General features: G+C 66.5%; 20 protein-coding genes and 1 pseudogene. 15 read left to right on the forward strand and 6 right to left on the reverse strand.

Features of this window, described 5'->3' with window-relative positions:
* Position 1: 1 nt before the first annotated feature.
* The gene (locus tag ACQPXH_RS27050) at positions 2 to 325 is read left to right on the forward strand and encodes a DUF1048 domain-containing protein (RefSeq protein WP_433599288.1); all 324 of its coding nucleotides are present in this window, start codon (positions 2 to 4) and stop codon (positions 323 to 325) included.
* A gap of 223 nt (positions 326 to 548) precedes the next feature.
* Here the strand turns inward: ACQPXH_RS27050 and ACQPXH_RS27055 are convergent, their stop codons facing one another.
* The 3 genes and pseudogenes from ACQPXH_RS27055 to ACQPXH_RS27065 all read right to left on the reverse strand — a co-directional run bounded on the left by ACQPXH_RS27055 (position 549) and on the right by ACQPXH_RS27065 (position 2,563).
* On the reverse strand, positions 549 to 1,430 hold the full coding sequence (locus ACQPXH_RS27055) for an alpha/beta fold hydrolase (protein ID WP_433599289.1): 882 nt from the start codon (positions 1,428 to 1,430) through the stop codon (positions 549 to 551).
* Positions 1,431 to 1,589: 159 nt separating this feature from the next.
* Positions 1,590 to 1,782: pseudogene (locus ACQPXH_RS27060) on the reverse strand (ATP-binding protein); the annotation flags it as partial.
* Positions 1,783 to 1,888: 106 nt separating this feature from the next.
* Complete coding sequence (locus ACQPXH_RS27065; protein ID WP_433599290.1) at positions 1,889 to 2,563, reverse strand: hemerythrin domain-containing protein; 675 nt, start codon at positions 2,561 to 2,563, stop codon at positions 1,889 to 1,891.
* Positions 2,564 to 2,618: 55 nt separating this feature from the next.
* Here ACQPXH_RS27065 and ACQPXH_RS27070 point away from each other — a divergent pair, with 55 nt between their 5' ends.
* Complete coding sequence (locus ACQPXH_RS27070; protein WP_433599291.1) at positions 2,619 to 5,903, forward strand: BTAD domain-containing putative transcriptional regulator; 3,285 nt, start codon at positions 2,619 to 2,621, stop codon at positions 5,901 to 5,903.
* A gap of 56 nt (positions 5,904 to 5,959) precedes the next feature.
* Entirely contained in the window at positions 5,960 to 6,415 is a 456-nt protein-coding gene (locus ACQPXH_RS27075) for a nitroreductase/quinone reductase family protein (RefSeq protein ID WP_433599292.1), read from the forward strand.
* 290 nt (positions 6,416 to 6,705) lie between these two features.
* On the opposite strand, the gene ACQPXH_RS27080 is transcribed toward ACQPXH_RS27075, so the two are convergent.
* The 3 genes from ACQPXH_RS27080 to ACQPXH_RS27090 form a co-directional block, all read right to left on the reverse strand.
* Positions 6,706 to 7,017, reverse strand: coding sequence for a hypothetical protein (locus tag ACQPXH_RS27080; RefSeq protein ID WP_433599293.1), 312 nt, complete (start codon positions 7,015 to 7,017; stop codon positions 6,706 to 6,708).
* Between the two features lie 167 nt (positions 7,018 to 7,184).
* Positions 7,185 to 8,198: an alcohol dehydrogenase catalytic domain-containing protein gene (locus tag ACQPXH_RS27085; protein WP_433599294.1), complete on the reverse strand. Its 1,014-nt coding sequence runs from the start codon at positions 8,196 to 8,198 to the stop codon at positions 7,185 to 7,187.
* 523 nt (positions 8,199 to 8,721) lie between these two features.
* Positions 8,722 to 8,991, reverse strand: a complete 270-nt coding sequence (locus tag ACQPXH_RS27090) for a DUF1876 domain-containing protein (protein WP_433599295.1) — start codon at positions 8,989 to 8,991, stop codon at positions 8,722 to 8,724.
* 293 nt (positions 8,992 to 9,284) lie between these two features.
* Between ACQPXH_RS27090 and ACQPXH_RS27095 the strand changes: the two genes are divergently transcribed.
* The 12 genes from ACQPXH_RS27095 to hypF all read left to right on the forward strand — a co-directional run bounded on the left by ACQPXH_RS27095 (position 9,285) and on the right by hypF (position 20,029).
* Complete coding sequence (locus ACQPXH_RS27095; RefSeq protein ID WP_433603594.1) at positions 9,285 to 9,659, forward strand: hydrogenase maturation nickel metallochaperone HypA; 375 nt, start codon at positions 9,285 to 9,287, stop codon at positions 9,657 to 9,659.
* Complete coding sequence (gene hypB / locus ACQPXH_RS27100) at positions 9,617 to 10,417, forward strand: hydrogenase nickel incorporation protein HypB (RefSeq protein WP_433599296.1); 801 nt, start codon at positions 9,617 to 9,619, stop codon at positions 10,415 to 10,417. Before ACQPXH_RS27095 ends, hypB begins: the two co-directional genes overlap by 43 nt.
* A 112-nt stretch (positions 10,418 to 10,529) precedes the next feature.
* A complete protein-coding gene (locus tag ACQPXH_RS27105; protein ID WP_433599297.1) occupies positions 10,530 to 11,585 on the forward strand; it encodes a hydrogenase expression protein HypE in 1,056 nt (351 codons plus the stop codon).
* Positions 11,586 to 11,597: 12 nt separating this feature from the next.
* Complete coding sequence (locus ACQPXH_RS27110; protein WP_433599298.1) at positions 11,598 to 13,394, forward strand: nickel-dependent hydrogenase large subunit; 1,797 nt, start codon at positions 11,598 to 11,600, stop codon at positions 13,392 to 13,394.
* A gap of 29 nt (positions 13,395 to 13,423) precedes the next feature.
* On the forward strand, positions 13,424 to 14,338 hold the full coding sequence (locus ACQPXH_RS27115; protein ID WP_433599299.1) for a NifU family protein: 915 nt from the start codon (positions 13,424 to 13,426) through the stop codon (positions 14,336 to 14,338).
* Positions 14,335 to 14,964, forward strand: a complete 630-nt coding sequence (locus ACQPXH_RS27120) for a DUF5947 family protein (protein ID WP_433599300.1) — start codon at positions 14,335 to 14,337, stop codon at positions 14,962 to 14,964. Before ACQPXH_RS27115 ends, ACQPXH_RS27120 begins: the two co-directional genes overlap by 4 nt.
* Positions 14,964 to 15,608, forward strand: a complete 645-nt coding sequence (locus ACQPXH_RS27125; protein ID WP_433599301.1) for a DUF6084 family protein — start codon at positions 14,964 to 14,966, stop codon at positions 15,606 to 15,608. Before ACQPXH_RS27120 ends, ACQPXH_RS27125 begins: the two co-directional genes overlap by 1 nt.
* Positions 15,609 to 15,613: 5 nt before the next feature.
* On the forward strand, positions 15,614 to 16,903 hold the full coding sequence (locus ACQPXH_RS27130) for a hypothetical protein (protein WP_433603595.1): 1,290 nt from the start codon (positions 15,614 to 15,616) through the stop codon (positions 16,901 to 16,903).
* Between the two features lie 13 nt (positions 16,904 to 16,916).
* Complete coding sequence (locus tag ACQPXH_RS27135; RefSeq protein WP_433599302.1) at positions 16,917 to 17,036, forward strand: DUF6893 family small protein; 120 nt, start codon at positions 16,917 to 16,919, stop codon at positions 17,034 to 17,036.
* Position 17,037: 1 nt separating this feature from the next.
* A complete protein-coding gene (locus tag ACQPXH_RS27140) occupies positions 17,038 to 17,511 on the forward strand; it encodes a hydrogenase maturation protease (protein WP_433599303.1) in 474 nt (157 codons plus the stop codon).
* Positions 17,512 to 17,513: 2 nt separating this feature from the next.
* On the forward strand, positions 17,514 to 17,759 hold the full coding sequence (locus tag ACQPXH_RS27145) for a HypC/HybG/HupF family hydrogenase formation chaperone (protein ID WP_433599304.1): 246 nt from the start codon (positions 17,514 to 17,516) through the stop codon (positions 17,757 to 17,759).
* On the forward strand, positions 17,756 to 20,029 hold the full coding sequence (gene hypF, locus ACQPXH_RS27150) for a carbamoyltransferase HypF (RefSeq protein WP_433599305.1): 2,274 nt from the start codon (positions 17,756 to 17,758) through the stop codon (positions 20,027 to 20,029). Before ACQPXH_RS27145 ends, hypF begins: the two co-directional genes overlap by 4 nt.
* The last annotated feature ends 9 nt before the right edge of the window (positions 20,030 to 20,038 follow it).

Here is a 20,038-nt window from a genome sequence, read left to right on the forward strand (position 1 = left end):
GGTGGGCATCCGCGACATCATCGATGGTAAGAGAGAGTGGCGAGCGCACATGGCGCGGGTCAAGGCGCTCCCACCCGACTATCAGATTGTCTACAAGGAGATTCAAAAATACTTTTTCAAGATCGGGCCGGTCGAGCTGGTCGACGGGAACTTGCTCTCGGGGATTGTCGATTTCTTCGAGGAAGGGGTCGCAGCCGACAAAGGAGTCATGGAACTCATCGGCGATGATGTCGCAGCTTTCTGCGATGACCTGATAAAAGACTCACGGACCTATGCCGACATCTACCAGGAGTCTGTCGCGGCAAGGAAGTCGGTGGGGGAATGAAATGATCTGCGCTGTTCCGCTGTACGCCTGTGCTCGAGTATTGGGTAGGAGAAAGCTCTGTACCTGACCGGGGACTTTTCGTTGGTGCCGTGGGCGTCATTCCTTGTGGTCCAGCTGTCGGTGGGGGTCGGTCCAGGTGCTCGCCGAACCGGAAACGGTCACCGACGTGGCCGAACTCGCTGGATAACCTACAGGGGGTGGGCGGCGAGGGAATCCCGCCCGCTCACCCACCGCCTGGCCGCGGGGCGGCAACCTCGGCTACGAGTGTCACCATCTCATCGAGATGAGCCGGGGTGGTCAGGTGCCCCATGCCAGCGATGATGCGTAGATCGACATTCATGGTGCGCTGGACTGCCGGCGCCAGTCGGCGAGGTGGCAGGAACCGGTCGTGCTCGCCGACAGCGACCACGCAGGGCCGATCGGCGCGATCGGCCAGCAAATCCGCCGGCAGCGGCGGTGGGGCCAAAGTGGTGCGACAGCTGGCAGCCATGAGAGTCATCCATTCCACCTCGGTCTCAGGTGGTTCCTGGCCGGGAGCGACGAACCACCGCAACATGTCGCGCGTGTGTCGGGTGCTGGGACGTAGCATCCAAATGGCTGAAGCCACCACGACTTTCGGGTCTACGGTGAGTCGGATAAAACCGGCAGGGGAAATCAATGCTCGTGCCGTGATGCGAGCCGAGCCGGCGGCGAGAACCACTGCCGCGCCCAGCGAATTACCCACCAGCACAACATCATCCAGCTGCGCGACGGCCAGGACCTCATCGAGCACCCGGCCGTACCAGGGCAGCCGGGCTCTGCTTGGTCGGCGCGGGTCGCTGAGACCGGGTTGACCGGGAAGATCCACGATCACGGTCCGCCAATGGGCCGAAAACGTCTGGAGCCAAGGCAAGGCCGCCGCGGCATTGAATCCGGTGCCCGGCACCACCACGATTCGTGGCGTTCCGGCTCCCGCAGAGGTGAGCTGAATCCGTCCGACGCTGGTGTCGACGGCCGTAGTGGTCAGCGGAAAGTTCGCTCGCGATATGACCTCCGCGCACCACTGCTGGACCGCGCGCTGACCACGCGCGCTCTTGTAGGCAGCCTGCATAGCGCCAGTGTGCACGCCGCGCTCGTGATACGTCCAGCGAAACGCCAGACGCCCACTGCCCTCGAGTGCACCGTATTGCCGCTGATCGCGCAGTCGAGGGACCGGAACAGTAGTTCAGTGAAGCCGGCGCCTCCGGTCACGTAGTTGGGCAGGTGGTAAGTCCTCGGTGATGTCCTACCCGGCCTCCTTCTTCGCTGTCCCGGGTTCGTTCTTGGTGCCGGGCCGTTTGTTGAGTCGGTAGGACGGTCCGTTCATGAACACTTGGTGGCCGGTGTCGATGAGCCGGTCCAGAAGCGAGTCGGCGACAACGGGATTCGGGAACAGCGGATACCAGTCCACCGGGGCTCCGGTTCGAGGTCAGGATCATCGAGACCCGGCCGCGGCGCGTTCGCCGACACACCGATTGCCGGATCTGTCCGAGGCAGTGATATCGGTGTTGTGGCCGAGTGCCGATCCATTGTGACGCAAGGTGTTTATTCGGGATCTGTCCCATAGATCGAGCGGTACTCCTTGGCGAAGGCGCGACTGCCGAGCAGACGCCAGGCGAGTCTGGCGGCGAACGGCATGTCGGCGAGGAACTTTCGGCGTTCGGCGTGCGGTACCCCCTGCAGCATGAAGCCGAGGAAGACCAACTGCCGGTCCTTGGGCACGGCGGCGCGTCCTCGTTCGCCGAGCGCAGCCCATTCGCGGGCGGTCATGACACGTCCGACGAGCGGCAGGATATGTGCCTCCTCCTCGGCCATGTGCTCGTCGAGAGCAGCGGCGAGCGAGGACAGCGTGGCCACGAGATGCCCGCGCGCCTCAGGATGCGGCGAGGCGGCGAATTCCTCGGCCTGCCTATTCGCGCGGGCGATCAGTTCGGCGATCCGCTCATGCTGTTCCTCCATGCGCAGAATCAGTGCGCCATCGGTCTGCGCCCGCCCGAGCAGCAGTGGCCACATCAGCTCGTCCTCGGCGCTGTGGTGGTGATGCAGGCCGGTGTCGAGTTCGGTGAGGAACTCGACGAGGCGGCCCGCGCGGGCGGTATCGCCGTCGGCGACGTCGCCGACGAGGCCGGGCAGCGCGTCGAAATGGCGGCGGAAGGCATTGTGGACAAGCACCATGTCAGCCGTATCGGGGCGTTCGGTGGTCTGGGTCGCGGTGTTCATGCTCTCACTATGTGTCGATCCGCTTGTAGCGCACTTGCAATAGACTTGGCCGGTCATGGTGCGGATTCAGGTGCTCGGCTCACTGGCCGCGCAGACGGAGCGCGGCAGCGTCGATCTCGGCGGCCCACGCCAGCGCGGTGTGCTCGCCCTTCTGGTCGTGGCCCGCGGCGCGGTCGTACCGATCGACCGGCTGATCGACGATCTCTGGCGCGGTGAGCCGCCGCCGCGCGCACTCGGCGCGTTGCAGGCCTATATTTCGCACTTGCGCAAGCTCCTCGAGCCGGACCGGCTGCCCCGCTCGCCGGCCACCGTGCTGGTGAGCCAGGCGCCGGGATACGCGTTGCGGCTCGACCCCGAGGCGGTGGACGCCTGGCGGTTCGAGGCCGAACTACGCAACGCGCCAACGGATCCCGCCGAACGACGACGCGGCCTCGAACAGGCACTCAGCCGATGGCACGGCCCGGCATTCGCCGAGTTCAGCGACGAATCGTGGGCACAGCCCGAAGCGAACCGACTCGAGGAACTACGCTTGGCCGCGCGCGAGCGACTGGCCGCGACACTGGTCGAACTCGGTGACCCGACCGCCGCTGCCGCGGAAGCGGATGCGTTGACGAGTACGCATCCGCTGCGCGAGGAGGCGTGGCGCATTTCGGCGCTGGCGCGGTTTCATGCCGGACGACAAGCGGACGCGCTCGCCGCGCTACGTGCCGCACGTGACGTACTCGCGGACCAACTCGGCATCGACCCGGGCCCTGCCCTGGTCCAACTCGAGGCCGATTTGCTGGCGCAACGCATCCCCGTCGATCTACCCGCACCGGTTTCGTTTCCGTCCCCGACACCCGAGCCCGCGGCGGTGCATTCCGAATTCATCGGCCGGACAAGGGAACTGGATGAGCTGCGGCGAGCGGCGCGGGCGAGCGGCGCACCTCGTGTCGCGGCCGTGATCGGGGAAGCAGGCAGCGGCAAATCCCGGTTGCTGCAGCGGTTTCGGGCCGAACTGGCGGCCGGCGGCTGGCGCGTGGTCACGGGCCGCTGTCCCGAGGAGGACGGCGCACCACCGGCGTGGGCCTGGGTGGAGGCGCTGCGTGAGCTCGCGGGCACGGTCGATCCCGGCCGATACGCCGAGCCGCTCGAGCCGTTGCTCGCCGACCGGCGCCGCAAGTTCGGCGTCGATGCCTCGGTCGGGCGATTCCTACTGCATCGCGCCGTGGGCGCGTACCTGGACGAGGCGGCACGGCAGCAACCGCTCGCGGTATTTCTCGACGACCTGCACCGCGGCGACTCCGAGACGGTAACCCTGCTCGGCAGCGTGGCGAAATCAGCCTCCATCCTGATCGTGATCACCTACCGTCCCGACGAGATCGGGATGCCTCTGGAAGACGCGCTCGCCTCGCTCGCCACCGCGACCGCAGCGCGGATACGCCTGCGCGGCTTGGGTTTCGACGATGCGGCGGTTCTCATCCGGTCGGTATCGGGACACGATCCCGATCGGGCAACGATCGAGGCATTGACCGAACGCACCGACGGAAATCCGTTCTACCTCACTGAAAGTGCTCGTCTGCTCGCCAGTGAGGGCGCGCTCGTGGCGACGTCGGAGGTACCGGAAGGCGTCCGCGACGTGCTGCGCCGGCGCTTTGCACGGCTACCCGAGGTCAGCGTGTCGATCCTGCGCCTCGCCGCGGTGATCGGGCGCGAATTCGACATCGACGTGCTGATCGGCGCGGCCGAAATCGACGAGGATATGGTCCTCGATGCCGTGGAGGCAGGCGTGCTCGCCGGACTGCTCGAGGAACCGGGTCCCGACCACGCGCGCTTCACGCACGCGCTTGTCCGCGACACCTTGCTCGGTGACCTGTCCCGCATACGACGACGCCGCTGGCATCTGCGCATCGCCGAGTCGATCGAGCGGGCCCGGCCGGACGACTTGTCGGCGCTCGCGCACCATTTCGGAGAGGCGCTCACCGCGACGACGGCAAGGCGGGCCGCCGACTACGCTCGCGCGGCGGGTGAGCAGGCCGAACGCCGATTCGCCCACGATGTCGCGGCCGAAAGTTACGGTCGCGCCGTCATCGCGCTGGAACGGATCACCGGCGCGGACACGACGGCCGAGCGGGTCGCCGCGCTTTCGCGTATGAGCAGGAGCCACCTCGCCGCAGGCGCCGGCCTGCCGGCTCGCGATGCACGCGACCGCGCGGTGTCGGCGGCCGATACCCCCGAATTACTCATCGGGGCGCTCACCGCATGGGACACGCCGACTCCCTGGCTGAACCGCGCATACGGGTCCGTCGACCAGCGAATGGTTGCCTCCATCGACGAGGCGCTGCGGACACCCGGGCTCACGCCGCAGGCGCGCTGCAGGCTCCTCGTCGCACTGGTCCGCGAGATCGGCGGAGAGGTGCACGAACGAGCACGCGAGGCGGCCGAGGAAGCCGAAGCGCTGGCACGTGGACTGGGCGATCCCGGACTGCTCGGGCTGGCCCTGCAGGCGCGGACCTCGGTGTACGACACATCAATTCCGCTCGCCGATCGGGAACGGCTCGCCACCGAGTTGATCCGCCTCGGCGAGGACAACGATCTTCCCGCCTTCGCGCTGATCGGCCGCAACGCCGCATTCCAAGTTGCCGCGGCCCGTGGCGACGTAGACCGCGCGAACACCGAACTCGCGGCCGCGACCCTGCTGGCCGACCGCTACCAGTGGCGTCAGGCCCAAGCCGCGAACATCATGGGCCGCGCGACTATCGCCCACCTGACGGGGAATCTCGAAGCGGCGGAAGAGCATTATCAGCAGGCCCACGAATTGTTCGTGCGCCACAAAGTCTTCGATTCGGACGGCATCCAGCTGATCGCCCTCGTCACCATCCGTCTCACGCAAGGCCGGGTCGGCGAATTCGCACCGCTGCTCGCCGAAATGTTCGCCCAACTCGGAAGTTCGGGCAACGAGCTCGTCGCCGACCCGCTCGCGTTGGCGCTGCTGGCGACCGGTGACCGGCGCGGCGCACGAGCGGCGACGCTGGCGCGCCGCCCGCTGCGTACCGACTTCTTCCGCTCGCTGTTCCTCACCGTGCGCGGTATGGCCGTCGCGGGTCTCGAACAACGTGCCGAAGCAGCGCAGGTGTACCAGCAGCTGCGCACCTACACCGGCCAGATCGCCGGCGCAGACACCGGCGCGCACGCCGTGGGACCGGTCGACACCGTGCTCGGCGACCTCGCGGCGCTGCTCGGCAAGCCCGACCGGGCGGCCGAGCACTACGCCGCCGCGGAACGCATCGCCCGCCGCTGCGGATGCCGAGAGTGGATCACCGCCGTGCACAACCGCATCGGTTTACAAGTCGACTACTAGTCGCGCCCGGAAACTGGGGAGCAGATCACGCATCAGCCAGCAGAAGGAGCGCCACCATGCCGACCGACCGTCAGCTCAAGACGTTGAACACCATCCACCGCACGGTGATAAAGATCAGCGGCGGCATCCTCGGCACAACCTTCAAAGGCATGCCGACGCTCACGCTGACCACCATCGGCCGCAAGTCCGGCCGACCGCACACGGTCGTCCTCACCGCACCGATCATCGACGGCGACACGATCGTCATCGTCGCCTCCCGCGGCGGTGATCCCACCGACCCGGCATGGCTGCACAACCTGCGCGCGAACCCTGCGGTCCAGGTTTCACTCGCGCACGGTCCGAATCGGCCGATGACCGCTCGCGTCCTGTCACCGGCCGAGCGGGACAAACTGTGGCCCGACGTCATCGCCGCCCACCCCGGCTACGCCGACTATCAAAAACTGACAACCCGAACAATTCCTCTTGTCACCCTGAAGCCACTCGCCGATGAGATCGACGCACCATCGACCTGATAGCCGTCGCCCCATCCGTTCATCGGTTATGGCAATTACCACGATCGCTATGTGAACAGCAGGATGATCAAATACTCCGAACTCACCCGCGCACGGCTGGGTCTGATCGACCCCGACAATGGCACGATAATCGAGGCGGACGTTCCACTCGATGGGATCGTTGCGAAAGTCGACGAGACGCAGCGCGCCAGGCCGCGGAAAGAGCTGCCGCGGCCGCTCGCCGACACAGCCGCGGTGTGGCGGGAGCTGCTCGCTCCTCAACAGAATTCGGATGGTGCCCGGCCTCGCTGTCAGCGCGCTCCGCACGTCCCCGTCGGCGTGTATTGACAGGGGTTCTCGGTGCGGCCTCGGTACTGATCATGGCCGTCGCTGTTGGAGCGCGTTCCGTAGCCGTAGCCACTGTTGCGCTGACTGTGGTCATTACTGTTGGGATGTGTTCCCGCTCCGTAGCCGTGACCACCCCCGGGACTGTGCGAATCCCGCGGCCCGGCCGAGGCCGCGAAAAGGTGCGGCGAGGCGATCGTCACCAGCACCAGCGCGATGCTGAAAAGCGTCGCGACCACCACCCGACGCACCGTCCAGAACTTCGTCGCGATCTCCATGAGTCATCTTCCCCTCAATTAACGTACCGCTATATAACGACACATTATCCGATGGTACGTCGTATGGGAAGGAGTCGGCCCGGATTCGTGCACACCAAATCGCCCGCCAGCACCTCGAACAGACCTGATGACCTGCGACTATCAGCATTGCGGCGAGGCCTGATCGGTCAGACCGTCAGGACCATGCGGTACCGGGCCCGCCCCTGTTCCATTGCGGTGAATGCCTCGGCGGCTTGCTCCAGCGGCCACTGTTGGATACGTGTGCGCACGCCGGATCGGACCGCGAATTGCATCGTTTCCTCGATATCGCGGGCGGTGCCGGAGGCGTGGCCGGTAACGCTGAGCCCGCGGGTGATCAGCTGCATCGGGCTGATCGGCAGTGGCTCGGCGGAGACCCCGATGGTGATGAGCTCACCGCGCGGTAGTAGCGCGTCGACGGTTTCGCCCATGGCTTGTGCGTTGCCCACGGTCCCCAGGACAACGGACACGCCGCCGAGTCCCCGCAACGCCCGGCTGACCTCGCCTGCGGTCGAGTCGATGTAGTGGTGCGCACCGAGCGCGCGGGCGTCTTCGGCTTTGTCCGCGCCGCGAGCGATCGCGATGGTTTCGAAGCCCATCGCGTGAGCGAATTGCACGCCGAGGTGGCCCAGTCCGCCGACGCCCAAAATGGCGACGCGGTCGCCGGGTACCGCCCGGGTTTCGCGAAGCGCGTGGTAGGTGGTGACGCCGGCGCAACCCATCGGCGCGGCCTCGGCCAGGGAGAGCGCGTCAGGGATGCGGGCCAGCGCATTGGCCGGTACGGTCACCGACTCGGCATATCCGCCCGGGTACTGCCAGCTGGGAACCTGCATGTTCCGGCAGTGGATGAAGTCGCCGCTGCGGCATGGGACGCATTTGTTGCAATGCCCACCGAACCAGCCGACGGCGACGCGGTCACCGACGACGTAGTTGTCGACGCCTGCGCCGAGTTCGGCGATGGTGCCTGCGATCTCGTGCCCCGGTGTCAGCGGCCACGCCATGTCCGGAAATGCTCCGCCGACGAACGCACGGTCGGTACCACAGATCCCGCACGCCGAAACCGCGAGGCGCACATGGTCGCGCGGCGGTGCTTGCGTTTCGACATCGACAAGTTTCAACGCCGCACCGGCGGATTGCACGTGAACAGCCTGATGAGTAGACATCGGTATCCTCGCTTTCCCTGGAGAGCGGCGGCGTCGGGGACCTCACCAGAGCGGACCGAGGCAGCGGCGCCGGCAAAATTGTCGAACGGTAATCGGCCAACCCTTGATGCCATCTACACTGCTATCGCCTGCAACGACGGTGCCGGAAGCGCACTATCTGGTCGTGCCGCTGTGCAATGGCCGGCCGACGAGTCGTCATCCACATCCCGCGCTGCGTCGCACGCCACTGCAGAAGGCACCGGCCCAAAGCGATGCCGGTGGCAATTCTACGTCCGCCGGCCTTGCCGTCAGGTGACAATCGTCTTCGACACCGCCAGGCCGATGAACCAGCACGCGCGGTCAGTCACAATTCGGCCGCAATACCGCCGCGCCGTACCAGTGACAGATCAGCAACGCCAGCTCGACGGGAAATCACGCTGCCGCAGGACACCGTCGTACATGAACGAAATTCGCCGCGGGTGATTGTCACCGGAGGACAATGCCCACGGTAGTAAACCGGGGGTAACTCTCGCCTGGTCAGATATCAGGCTTGCAAGCCCTGAACCGGCTTGTGCGTGTGGGCTTCGATATCCGTTATGGCCGCGTGCAGCAGTTGGTGGGCCAGATCTTGCAGCGCGCGGGCACAAGCGAGTTCATCGCCGATGGCGGGGACGTTCTCGTCGGCGGGATTGGTGTGAGCGGAACCGGCCGAGGTCAATGGCTCGTCTCCGCGGCCGATCAGCTGGGCTTTTACTTTGGTCAGGCGGTCGAGTTCTTCGATGGCGATGGAGATGTTCCAAGTTTTCGACGGCATTCGCACTGCCCTCCAGTTTCAGCGGAGACTGTGTCGCTTCACCTCCAATATCGCATCATCATGGCTCGCGCACACCGTGCTCGGTTCGGCGAATTCGCCGACCATGCGAAGAAGGCTTGGGCGTCCGGTTCCCCACCAGACCTGTCGGCGTACCTGCCCTCGCTGACGGCCCATTCGCGGGCCGGATTGCGCCCGCGCTTTTTGCCTGGAAAACCACGTACGGAATACCGGAGCGATGGCAGAACTCCGCAGCGTAGGATTCACCTCGGGGCTTGTCGAAAGGCGAGGTCGGGATGCATGAAATGGCTATAACCCGGTACCTTGTCGACGCCGTCTGCGAGCATGCGCAAGGGCGCCTTGTGCACGACGTGACGGTCGAGGTCGGCGCGCTGTGCGCTGTGGTGCCCGAGTCCATGCGGTTCTGTTTCGAGCTTGCCACCGAGGGAACAATCGCCGAGGGAGCAAGGCTGGACCTGCGCATTGTCGAAGGGACGGCGCGTTGCCGGAACTGCGGGGCGCAATTCCTCCTGCCCGACCTCATCGTGCTATGCCGTTGCGGCAGCGCCGATGTCGAGATAACTGCGGGGCGGGAACTTCGAATCGTATCGATGGAGGTGAGTGAGCGATGTGCGCAACCTGCGGATGCGAGGGCGACGGGGTCGCTGTGATCACCGTCGGACATCAGGACCACGATCACCCGCACGATCATGGCCACCATGAGCATGGTCGCGGGCATGAACACGAACACCCCCACGAACACGCACTGACCACGCTGACCCTCGAACAGAAGGTGCTCGCCAAGAATGACGAGCTCGCCGCGGCGAACCGTGCGCGATTGCGTGAACGCGGGATCTTGGCGCTCAATATGACCAGTTCGCCCGGCGCGGGGAAAACGACCCTGATCGAGCGGACGATCCGCGAGCTCGACTCGGTTCCGGTGGCCGTCATCGAGGGCGATCAGGCGACCGTCCTGGACGCGCAGCGCATCGAGGCAACCGGCTGCAAGGTCGTGCAGGTGAATACCGGCGCCGGCTGCCATCTCGATGCGGACATGATGCGACGCGCTCTCGACGCGCTGGATCCGGCGCCGGGCAGCCTGCTGTTCGTGGAGAATGTGGGCAATCTCGTCTGTCCGGCATTGTTCGATCTCGGCGAGGCGGGCAAGGTCGTGATCATCTCGGCCACCGAGGGCACCGACAAGCCGTTGAAATATCCGCACATGTTTGCCGCGGCGGAGCTGGTGCTGATCAACAAAACCGATCTGCTGCCATATGTAGATTTCGATTCAGCGCGCTGCGTGGAGTACGCGCAGTCGGTGAATCCCGGCGTAAAAATCCTTCCGGTATCGGCGGCCACCGGCGATGGACTTTCTCTCTGGTACGACTGGCTCACCGCCCGGTTAACCGTCGGCATACCGATACCTTGAAAGCCCTCGGCTCTCAGACCTAGACTCATGTGATCAGAGTCATACGCGGACCAGTCGGCGTAGCTGCCCAGCGAAGTATCCGCGTGCCCCCGCTGCGGAAGGTGGCAGTCCGATGCCAACTCAGGAAGCAGTAAAAGCCGAAGACACCTTGATCCACGTCCTCTGGATCAATGCGGGACTCAGCTGTGACGGCGATTCGGTGGCCCTTACCGCCGCCTCCCAGCCGAGCATCGAAGAGATCGCACTCGGATCACTCCCGGGATTGCCGAAGATTGCCGTGCATTGGCCGCTCATCGATTTCGAATGCGGCCCGACCGGCGGCGCGGACGATTTCCTGGAGTGGTTCTTCAAGGGAGATCGGGGCGAACTCGATCCGTTCGTTCTGGTCGTCGAGGGGTCGATCCCCAACGAACAGTTGCACGAAGAGGGTTACTGGTGCGGCTTCGGCAATAATCCTGCGACCGGTCAGCCGATGACGACGAGCGAATGGCTCGATCGGCTGGCGCCCAAGGCGACCGCAGTGGTCGCCGCAGGCACTTGCGCGACATACGGCGGTATCCACGCGATGGCGGGAAACCCGACCGGCGCGATGGGTGTCCCGGACTATCTCGGCTGGGATTGGAAGAGCAAAGCGGGCATCCCGATCGTCTGCGTGCCCGGCTGCCCGATCCAGCCCGACAATCTGTCCGAAACCCTTACATATCTTCTCTATATGGCCACGGGCCAGGCGCCGATGATCCCGCTCGACGATGTGCTGCGCCCGAAGTGGTTGTTCGGCGCCACCGTGCACGAAGGTTGCGATCGAGCGGGCTATTACGAGCAGGGTGATTTCGCCGAAGAATATGGATCACCGAAATGCATTGTGAAGCTGGGCTGTTGGGGTCCGGTCGTCAAGTGCAACGTGCCCAAGCGCGGCTGGGTCAACGGCGTGGGCGGGTGCCCGAATGTGGGTGGCATCTGCATCGGCTGCACGATGCCGGGATTCCCGGACAAGTTCATGCCGTTCATGGACGAACCGCCGGGCGGCAAGATCTCCTCGACCGCTTCCGGGCTGTACGGATCGGTGATCCGCAGTCTTCGCCACATCACCGGCCGCACCGTCGACAAGGAACCGCGCTGGCGGCACAAGGGCGGGAAGCTCGAATCCGGCGCGACACGCACTTGGTAGGGAGATATTTCGATGACAGAGATCATTCCCGATCCGTCACTTCGCAAGATCGAACCCGACGCCCTGGTCGAGATGGCCTGGGATCCGATCACCCGTATCGTCGGCAGCCTCGGCATCTACACCAAGATCGACTTCAACAGTCGCGAGGTGGTCGAGTGCCACAGCACCTCGTCGATCTTCCGCGGCTATTCGATTTTCATGAAGGGCAAGGACCCGCGCGACGCGCACTTCATCACCAGCCGCATCTGCGGCATCTGCGGTGACAACCACGCGACCTGTTCGTGTTACTGCCAGAACATGGCCTACGGGGTCAAACCACCGCCCATCGGCGAGTGGATCGTCAACCTCGGCGAGGCCGCCGAGTACATGTTCGACCACAACATTTTCCAAGAAAACCTGGTCGGGGTGGACTTCTGCGAGAAGATGGTCGCCGAGACCAACCCGGGCGTGCTCGAACAAGCCGAGCGCACCGAGGCGCCGCACGCCGGTGACCACGGCTATCGCACCGTCGCCGACATCATGCGGGCGCTCAATCCGTTCACCGGCGAGTTCTATCGGGAGGCGCTGCAGGTCAGTCGGTACACGCGCGAAATGTTCTCCCTGATGGAGGGCAGGCACGTGCACCCGTCGACGCTGTATCCCGGTGGGGTCGGCACGGTCGCGACGATTCAGCTGATGACCGACTATATGTCGCGGCTGATGCGGTACGTGGAGTTCATGAAGAAGGTCGTGCCGATGCACGACGACCTGTTCGACTTCTTCTACGAGGCGCTGCCGGGCTACGAGCAGGTGGGTCTGCGTCGCACACTGCTCGGCTGCTGGGGATCGTTCCAGGATCCAGCGGTATGCAACTTCGACTACAAGGATATGGAGCAGTGGGGCCGGGGGATGTTCGTCACCCCCGGCGTCGTCGTGGACGGGAAGCTGATCACCACCTCGCTGGTCGATATCAATCTCGGCCTCCGGATCCTGTTGGGCAGTTCGTATTACGAGGACTGGACCGATCAGGAAATGTTCGTCACGACCGATCCGCTCGGCAATCCGGTCGACCGGCGTCACCCGTGGAATCAGCACACCAACCCGAGACCGCAGAAGCGCGACCTGGACGACAAGTACAGCTGGGTGATGTCCCCCCGCTGGTTCGATGGCAAGGACCATCTCGCACTCGACACCGGAGGTGGGCCCCTGGCTCGCCTGTGGACGACGGCGCTGGCCGGGCTGGTGGATAACGGTTACGTCAAATCCACCGGATCCACCGTGCAGATCAACCTGCCCAAGACCGCGTTGAAGGGCCCGGTCACCTTGGAATGGAAGATTCCGGCGCACGGCAGCAACACGATCGAACGCGACCGGGCGCGCACCTACTTCCAGGCCTACGCGGCGGCATGTGCGGTGCACTTCGCCGAGCAGGCGCTCGCTGAGATCCGAGCGGGCCATACCAAGACCTGGGAACACTTCGAGGTGCCCGACGAGGGCATCGGCTGTGGATTCACCGAGGCGGTGCGCGGTGTGCTGTCACACCACATGGTCATCCGGGACGGCAAGATCGCCAACTACCACCCGTATCCGCCGACGCCGTGGAACGCCAGTCCGCGTGACTCCTTCGGTACACCGGGGCCTTACGAGGACGCGGTCCAGGGCCAGCCGATCTTCGAGGAGAACGACCGGGAGCACTTCAAGGGCATCGACATCATGCGCACGGTGCGCAGTTTCGATCCGTGCCTGCCCTGCGGGGTGCACATGTATCTGGGCAACGGCGTCACGCTGGACAAGGTGCATTCACCTACCCAGGCGCTGACCGCGGAATGACAGGTCGCGCCGACGACGGGAGGCACAGCGTGGATAGTGGCCCGCGGCAGCGAGCCAGACCGATCGACGACAACCAGTGGCGTGGCGCGGGTGATCGGATCGACACCCTGCTGGATGCCTGTTCGGCAGGCGGCCCGGTGGCACGCGAGCGCGCCGAGCGTCTCGTGCGTGAGGTCGTCGACCTCTACGGCGCGGCACTGGGCAGGGTGATGGCCGGGCTCGACGAACGGACCGTCGACGAGCTGACCAGCGACGATCTGGTCGCGAGCCTGCTGTTGGTGCACGGCCTGCACCCGCACGACGTGCGAACGAGGGTGGCGACGGCGCTGGACAGCGTCCGCCCCTACCTCGGCTCGCACGGCGGCGATGTGACGCTCATCGATGTCGCCGACGGTGTCGTGCGGCTCGAGCTGTCCGGCAGCTGTCGCACGTGCCCTTCGTCGTCGGTGACGCTGGAACTCGCGGTGGAGGACGCGGTGCGTGCGGCCGCACCGGAAATCGAGGCCATCGAGGTGGTCGCCGCGACGGCAGAGCCGCAGGCGGGGGTGATACCGGCCGAGGCGCTGTTCGCGCGGGTACACACCGCTGATCCGCCCGCGGGCAGCTGGATCTCGGTCCCGGAGCTCGCGGACTTGGCGGCAGGCGAGGTCGGTGGGTTCACAGTGGCCGACGTGCCGGTGCTGGCCTGCCGGGTCGGCGCGGACCTGTTCGTCTATCGCGACCTCTGCGCAGCCTGTGGGCGTTCGATGGCGGGGGCCGCGCTGCACCGAAAGATGGGAGCTCCGGCCGACGCGGCGGTGCTGCGCTGTCCGGGGTGCCTGGCCCATTTCGACGTGGTGCACGCCGGAACGCGACTGGACGGCGAGGGGCATCTCGAGCCGCTGCCCGTGCTGGTGCGCTCCGGTGAGATCTCGGTTGCGGTGCCCGCGGAGGTCCGCGGATGAACCAGGGTCTGCGCGCACTGCGTCGCATCGCGACCGATCCGACCCCGCCCGCAGCGGCCGGAGAGCGGTGCGAAATGTGCGCCGAACCGGTCGGTGCACAGCACCGGCATGTGGTGGATATCGAAGGCAGGCAGCTGATGTGCGTATGCGTGGGCTGCTATCTGCTGTTCACCGATCAGCGGGCCGAACTGCGCTACCGGGCGGTGCCCGACCACTACGTCTCGTTCCCCGACTGTGCGATCGGTCAGGGCGAATGGGACGCCCTCGACATCCCGGTCGGCCTGGCGTTCTTCTTCGTCAATTCGGCGCTCGGACGCACTGTCGCGTTCTATCCGGGACCGGCCGGGGCCACCGAATCCGAACTGCCGCTGCGGGATTGGCAGTCGATGCTGGATCGCCATCCCGAACTCGACCGGCTCGCACCTGATGTCGAGGCCCTGCTGATCCGGATGCCCGAGCGCGGCGGTCCCGGCGCGGTCCTGCTGCTGCCGATCGATGCCTGCTACGAGTTCGTCGGACGGATGCGGATGCTGTGGCGCGGATTCGACGGCGGCATGGAGGCCAGGGGCTACATCGCGGAGTTCTTCACCACGATGTCGGCTCGGGCCCGGCCGGAGGTGGCGTGATGAGCCCGGCCTATGCGATGACCTTCGCGGTGCTCGAGGTGCGGCCGGAACCGTACGCGGTCGTCCCGAATCTGTCGGCGCGCATCGGCATCGCCGCGCTGGCCGAGGAGCCGGTGCACGCGATCGCGCTGCGCGCCCAGGTGCGCATCGAACCCTTCCGGCGCGGCTACTCCGACGCCGAAGGCGCGGGGCTACTCGACCTTTTCGGCCCGCGCGAACGCTGGCACGAAACACAGAAGTCGTTCACCTGGATGCACTGTGCCACCATGGTGCCCGGCTTCTCCGGCGGCGCCGAGGTGGAACTGCCGATGCCGTGCACCTACGACTTCGAGGTCACCGGATCGAAGTACCTGCACGCCCTGCGCGAGGGCACCGTGCCCCTGATCTTCCTGTTCAGCGGCACCGTATTCATCAGGGGGGAAACGGGTTTCGCGGTTCAGCAGGTGCCATGGGATCGCGAGGACAAATTCGACATGCCGGTCGCGGTATGGCGCGATCTCATGGACGCCCACTATCCGAACTCCGGCTGGGTGCGGTTACGCAGGGAGAACGTCGAAGCGCTGGCCGCCTACAAGTCGTCGCACGGATTGCTCGGATTCGACGACGCGGTCGCGAAACTTCTCACCGAGGAGTCCACGCCGTGAACGCCATGACCCGTGCCCGCGCCGTCGCCGACGCCGTGCTGTACGAGGGATATCTGCTGTACCCCTACCGGTCGGACGCCCGAAAGAACCAGTCCCGCTGGCAGTTCGGCGTGCTCGGCCCGCGCGGCGCGGTCGCGGCCGGACTCGGTGAGGACGATTCGCTGGCCGCCGAATGCCTCGTCCGCGCGTCCGGCGCCACGCAGATCACGCTCACCGCGCGGTTCCTGCAACTGCAGCGCCGAACTGTCGAACTGGACGGGACCGAGCGCGCCGAACTGATCGTCGACGGCCGCCGATGGGTCAGCTGGGACGAGGCCACTGAATGTGAAATACCCTGTGGCCCTTGGTCATTGATGGATGCGACGATGCCGATCGAAGTACCGGGCTGGCAGGCGGTCGAACCGATTCCGGGATCGACGGCGGGCACGGTGATGCGCACTCGAGCACCGATCGAGGGCACACTCGAATTGACCGTCGCCCCTGAGGGCGATTATCGACGCATCGGAATACGGTTGCGCAACAGCGGCGACGCGGCCACCAGTTCGGCCGACGCCACGGCCCGCTCGATGCTCGGCGCCCATGTGATCGCCGAACTCGACGACGGTGAGTTCGTCTCGCTGCTCGACCCCGAACCCGGCGCCGAGACCGCGGTCCAGCGCTGCACCCAGCACCGCTGTTTCCCGGTGCTGGCCGGACCGCCCGGCCACAACGGCGTTGTCCTGGTCTCGCCGATCATCCTCTACGACCATCCGGAGATCGCTGAGCAGAGCGCGGGCCAGCTGTTCGATTCCACCGAGATCGACGAAATCCTCACCCTGCGCGTGATGACGCTCACCGACGACGAAAAGGAACGGGCCCGCGCCACCGACCCGCGAGCGGCCGAGATCATCGACCGCTGTGCAGGGATGACGCCCGAAGCCATGCACGACCTGCACGGGCTGTGGCGCGAGCAAGGACCGCGCCTGGTACCCGAAGTGCCCGAAGGCATGAGCTGGTGGGATCCCGCGGCCGACGGCGCGGTGCGCCCGGATTCCGACGCGGTCCCGATCGCGGGGGTGCTGGTACGCAAGGGCAGCCGCGTTCGGCTGCGCCCGACGCGACGCGCCGACGCCCATGACCTGTTCTACGACGGCAGGGCGGCGCGCGTCACCTCGGTGCACGCCGACGTCGACGGCGAAACGCACGTCGGTGTGGTCATCGACGAAGATCCGGCGGCCGATCTGCACGAATGGTATGGCCGCTACTTGTATTTCGCTCCAGATGAGCTCGAACCGATTGTCAACGGCGACGAGTGAAAGGAATACGGTCATGCAAGCAGTAGGAGTGGTCTCCACCGCGGTGGTGGGAGTCATCGTCGTGGTCGGCGCGTATCTCGGCATACGGTCGATACCGGACCTCCGGCGTTATATGAAGATTCGCCACATGTGAGATGAGCGCTCGCGTGCTCATTGCCGGGATCGGCAATATCTTCCTCGGCGACGACGGATTCGGCCCCGAGGTGGTCGGTCGGCTGCCCACGGCGCGGGAGGAGAACCAGCGGATCGTCGACTACGGCATCCGCGGGTTGCATCTGGCCTACGACCTGCTCGAAGGGTGGGATGCGGTGGTGCTGGTGGACGCCCTGCCGAATACCGGCGAACCCGGACGCGTGCAGATCCTGCGTGCCGAACAGGAGTCGGGGGCGATGACGGCAATGGACGCGCACGCGATGAATCCCGAGGCGGTCTTCGCCGCGGTGCGCGCGCTCGGCGGTGTCGTGCCGCCGACCGTCGTCGTCGGTTGCCAGGTCGACTCGGTGGCCGAGGGAATCGGCCTCAGCCCTGCCGTCGCGGCGGCCGTCGACCCGGCGGCGGTCGAGGTCTCGCGCATCGCGGCGCAATTGCGCGCTGGACAGGAGGTGTGAGGATGTGCCTTGGCATTCCGGGGCGGGTCGTGGAGATTCCGGACGGCTACCACGAGCAGATCGCCGTGGTCGAGGTGTCCGGTGAGAAGCGCAAGGTCAATATCGGTCTGCTCGACGCGGATCAGCCTGCCGCGCCGGGTGATTGGGTGATCATCCACATGGGATTCGTCGTCGAGAAGACCGACGCCGATGGTGCGGAGCGAGCGATGGCCGGGCTGCGTCTGCTCGGCAGCGGAGAACAATCGTGACCGCCGACCGCGTTCGCCGCCGCCTGCTCGTGCGCGGCGTGGTGCAGGGCGTCGGGTTCCGGCCGTTCGTCTACACCACGGCCGTCGAGCTCGCGCTGACCGGCAGTGTCGCCAATGACACGGACGGCGTCGTCATCGAGATCGAGGGCGCCGAGGCGTCGGTGCGGGAGTTCATTCGCCGAGTGCACGACTCCCCGCCGCCGCTGGCCGCAGTCGTCTCGGTCGAGCAGAGCGCGGTCGATATCCGCGGCGGTACCGGATTCCGGATCGGGGACACCCGGCGCGGCGGCGCCGGACGCACCCTGGCCTCACCCGATGTGGCGATCTGTACGGACTGCGCGCGCGAACTGCGCGACCCCGCCGACCGCCGCTACCGCCACCCCTTCGTCAACTGCACCAACTGCGGGCCGCGATTCACCATCATCGCGGGGCTGCCCTACGACCGCGAGCGCACGTCCATGGCCGATTTCGCCATGTGCCCGCGCTGCGCACGCGAGTACGCCGACCCCGCCGATCGCAGGTTCCACGCCCAGCCCATCGCCTGCCCGGAGTGTGGGCCCACCCTGTCCTACGCCGGGTCAGGCGATTCGGCGCGACCACTCGCCGCGGCGCGCGAATTGCTGTGCGCCGGAGGCATTCTCGCGGTAAAAGGCATCGGCGGCTACCACCTCGCCTGCGACGCCGACAACGATGCGGCCGTGGCCGAATTGCGTCGCCGCAAGCGGCGCGGCAACAAGCCGTTCGCCGTCATGGTCGCCGACCTGAATGCCGCGGCGCGCATCGTGACCATCGACCCCACCGCTGCGGCCCTGCTGAGCGGTCCGCAGCGGCCGATCGTCCTGCTCCCGCGTGGCCAACGGCCCGTCGCCGACGCGGTCGCGCCAGGCAACCCCGACCTCGGCGTCATGCTCGCCTACACCCCGTTGCATCTGCTGCTGTTCGGCCTGCCCGGCGACCCGCCCGGCCCCGACGTGCTGGTCATGACCTCCGGCAATCTCGGCGGCGAACCGATCTGCTACGACGATGCCGACGCCCGCACCCGCCTGGCCGGGCTCGCCGACGCCTGGCTCGGCCACAACCGGCGCATTCTCGTCCCGTGCGACGACTCGGTGGTGCGTGTGGTGGACGGCGCCGAGCTGCCGGTGCGCCGTTCCCGCGGCTACGCGCCGCTCCCGCTGGCGCTGCCCATCCCGGTTCCGCCGACCCTGGCGGTCGGCGCCGACCTGAAGAACACCTGCGCCGTCGCCGACGACCGGTATGCCTGGCTCAGTCAGCACATCGGCGACATGGACGATCTGGCCACCTTGCAGGCATTCGACACGGCGCGATCCCACCTGGAGGAACTCACTTGCGTGCGCCCGACCCAGCTCGCCGCCGACGCGCACCCCGGCTACCGTTCCACCGCGTGGGCCCGGGCGAACGCGGCCGACCGACCGGTGCACACGGTGCAACACCATCACGCGCACCTGGCCGCGGTGATGGGCGAGCACGGGATCGATGCGAACGAGACGGTCCTCGGCATCGCCTTCGACGGCACCGGGTACGGACCCGATGGCGCGGTCTGGGGCGGTGAGGTGCTCGTCGCCGGATACAAGGGCTACCGGCGCATGGCGCATCTGTCCTATGTGCCCTTGGCGGGCGGCGACCTCAGCGTCCGCAAGCCGTATCGGATGGCCCTGTCGCATCTGCGCACCGCGGGCATCGAGTGGTTCCCCGGCATCGCCTCGGTCGACGCCTGCCCCGACGCCGAGCGGGCCGTGCTCGCGCACCAATTCGACACCGGTCTCGGCTGTGCGCCGACCTCGAGCATGGGCCGGCTGTTCGACGCGGTCGCCTCCCTGGCCGGGGTGCGGCACATCGTCGACTATGAGGCGCAGGCCGCGATCGAACTCGAGGGCCTGGCCCGCGGGGCCGGCCCGGCGGCGGGCCGATACCGATTCACTTGGCACGACGGCGATCCCGCCCGGATCGATCCTGCCCCGGTACTCGCCGAGGTCGTCGCCGACGCGGCAGGCGGCGTACCAGCTGCGGTCATCGGCGCCCGATTCCACGCCGCCGTCGCCGACCTCGTGCACGACATCGCACGGCGATTCACCGCGCCCGAGTCGGTGATCGCGCTGTCGGGCGGCGTGTTCCAGAACGCGCTGTTGTTGTCGAGCTGTACCCGTCTGCTGCGGCACGACGGATTCCGTGTCATCAGTCATCGCAGACTGCCACCGAACGACGGCGGGATCGCGTTCGGTCAGCTCCTGGTAGCCGGTGCGGTGTGAGTGAAGGAG

This window comes from Nocardia sp. CA-135953, assembly GCF_050955735.1.
Taxonomy (GTDB): domain Bacteria; phylum Actinomycetota; class Actinomycetes; order Mycobacteriales; family Mycobacteriaceae; genus Nocardia.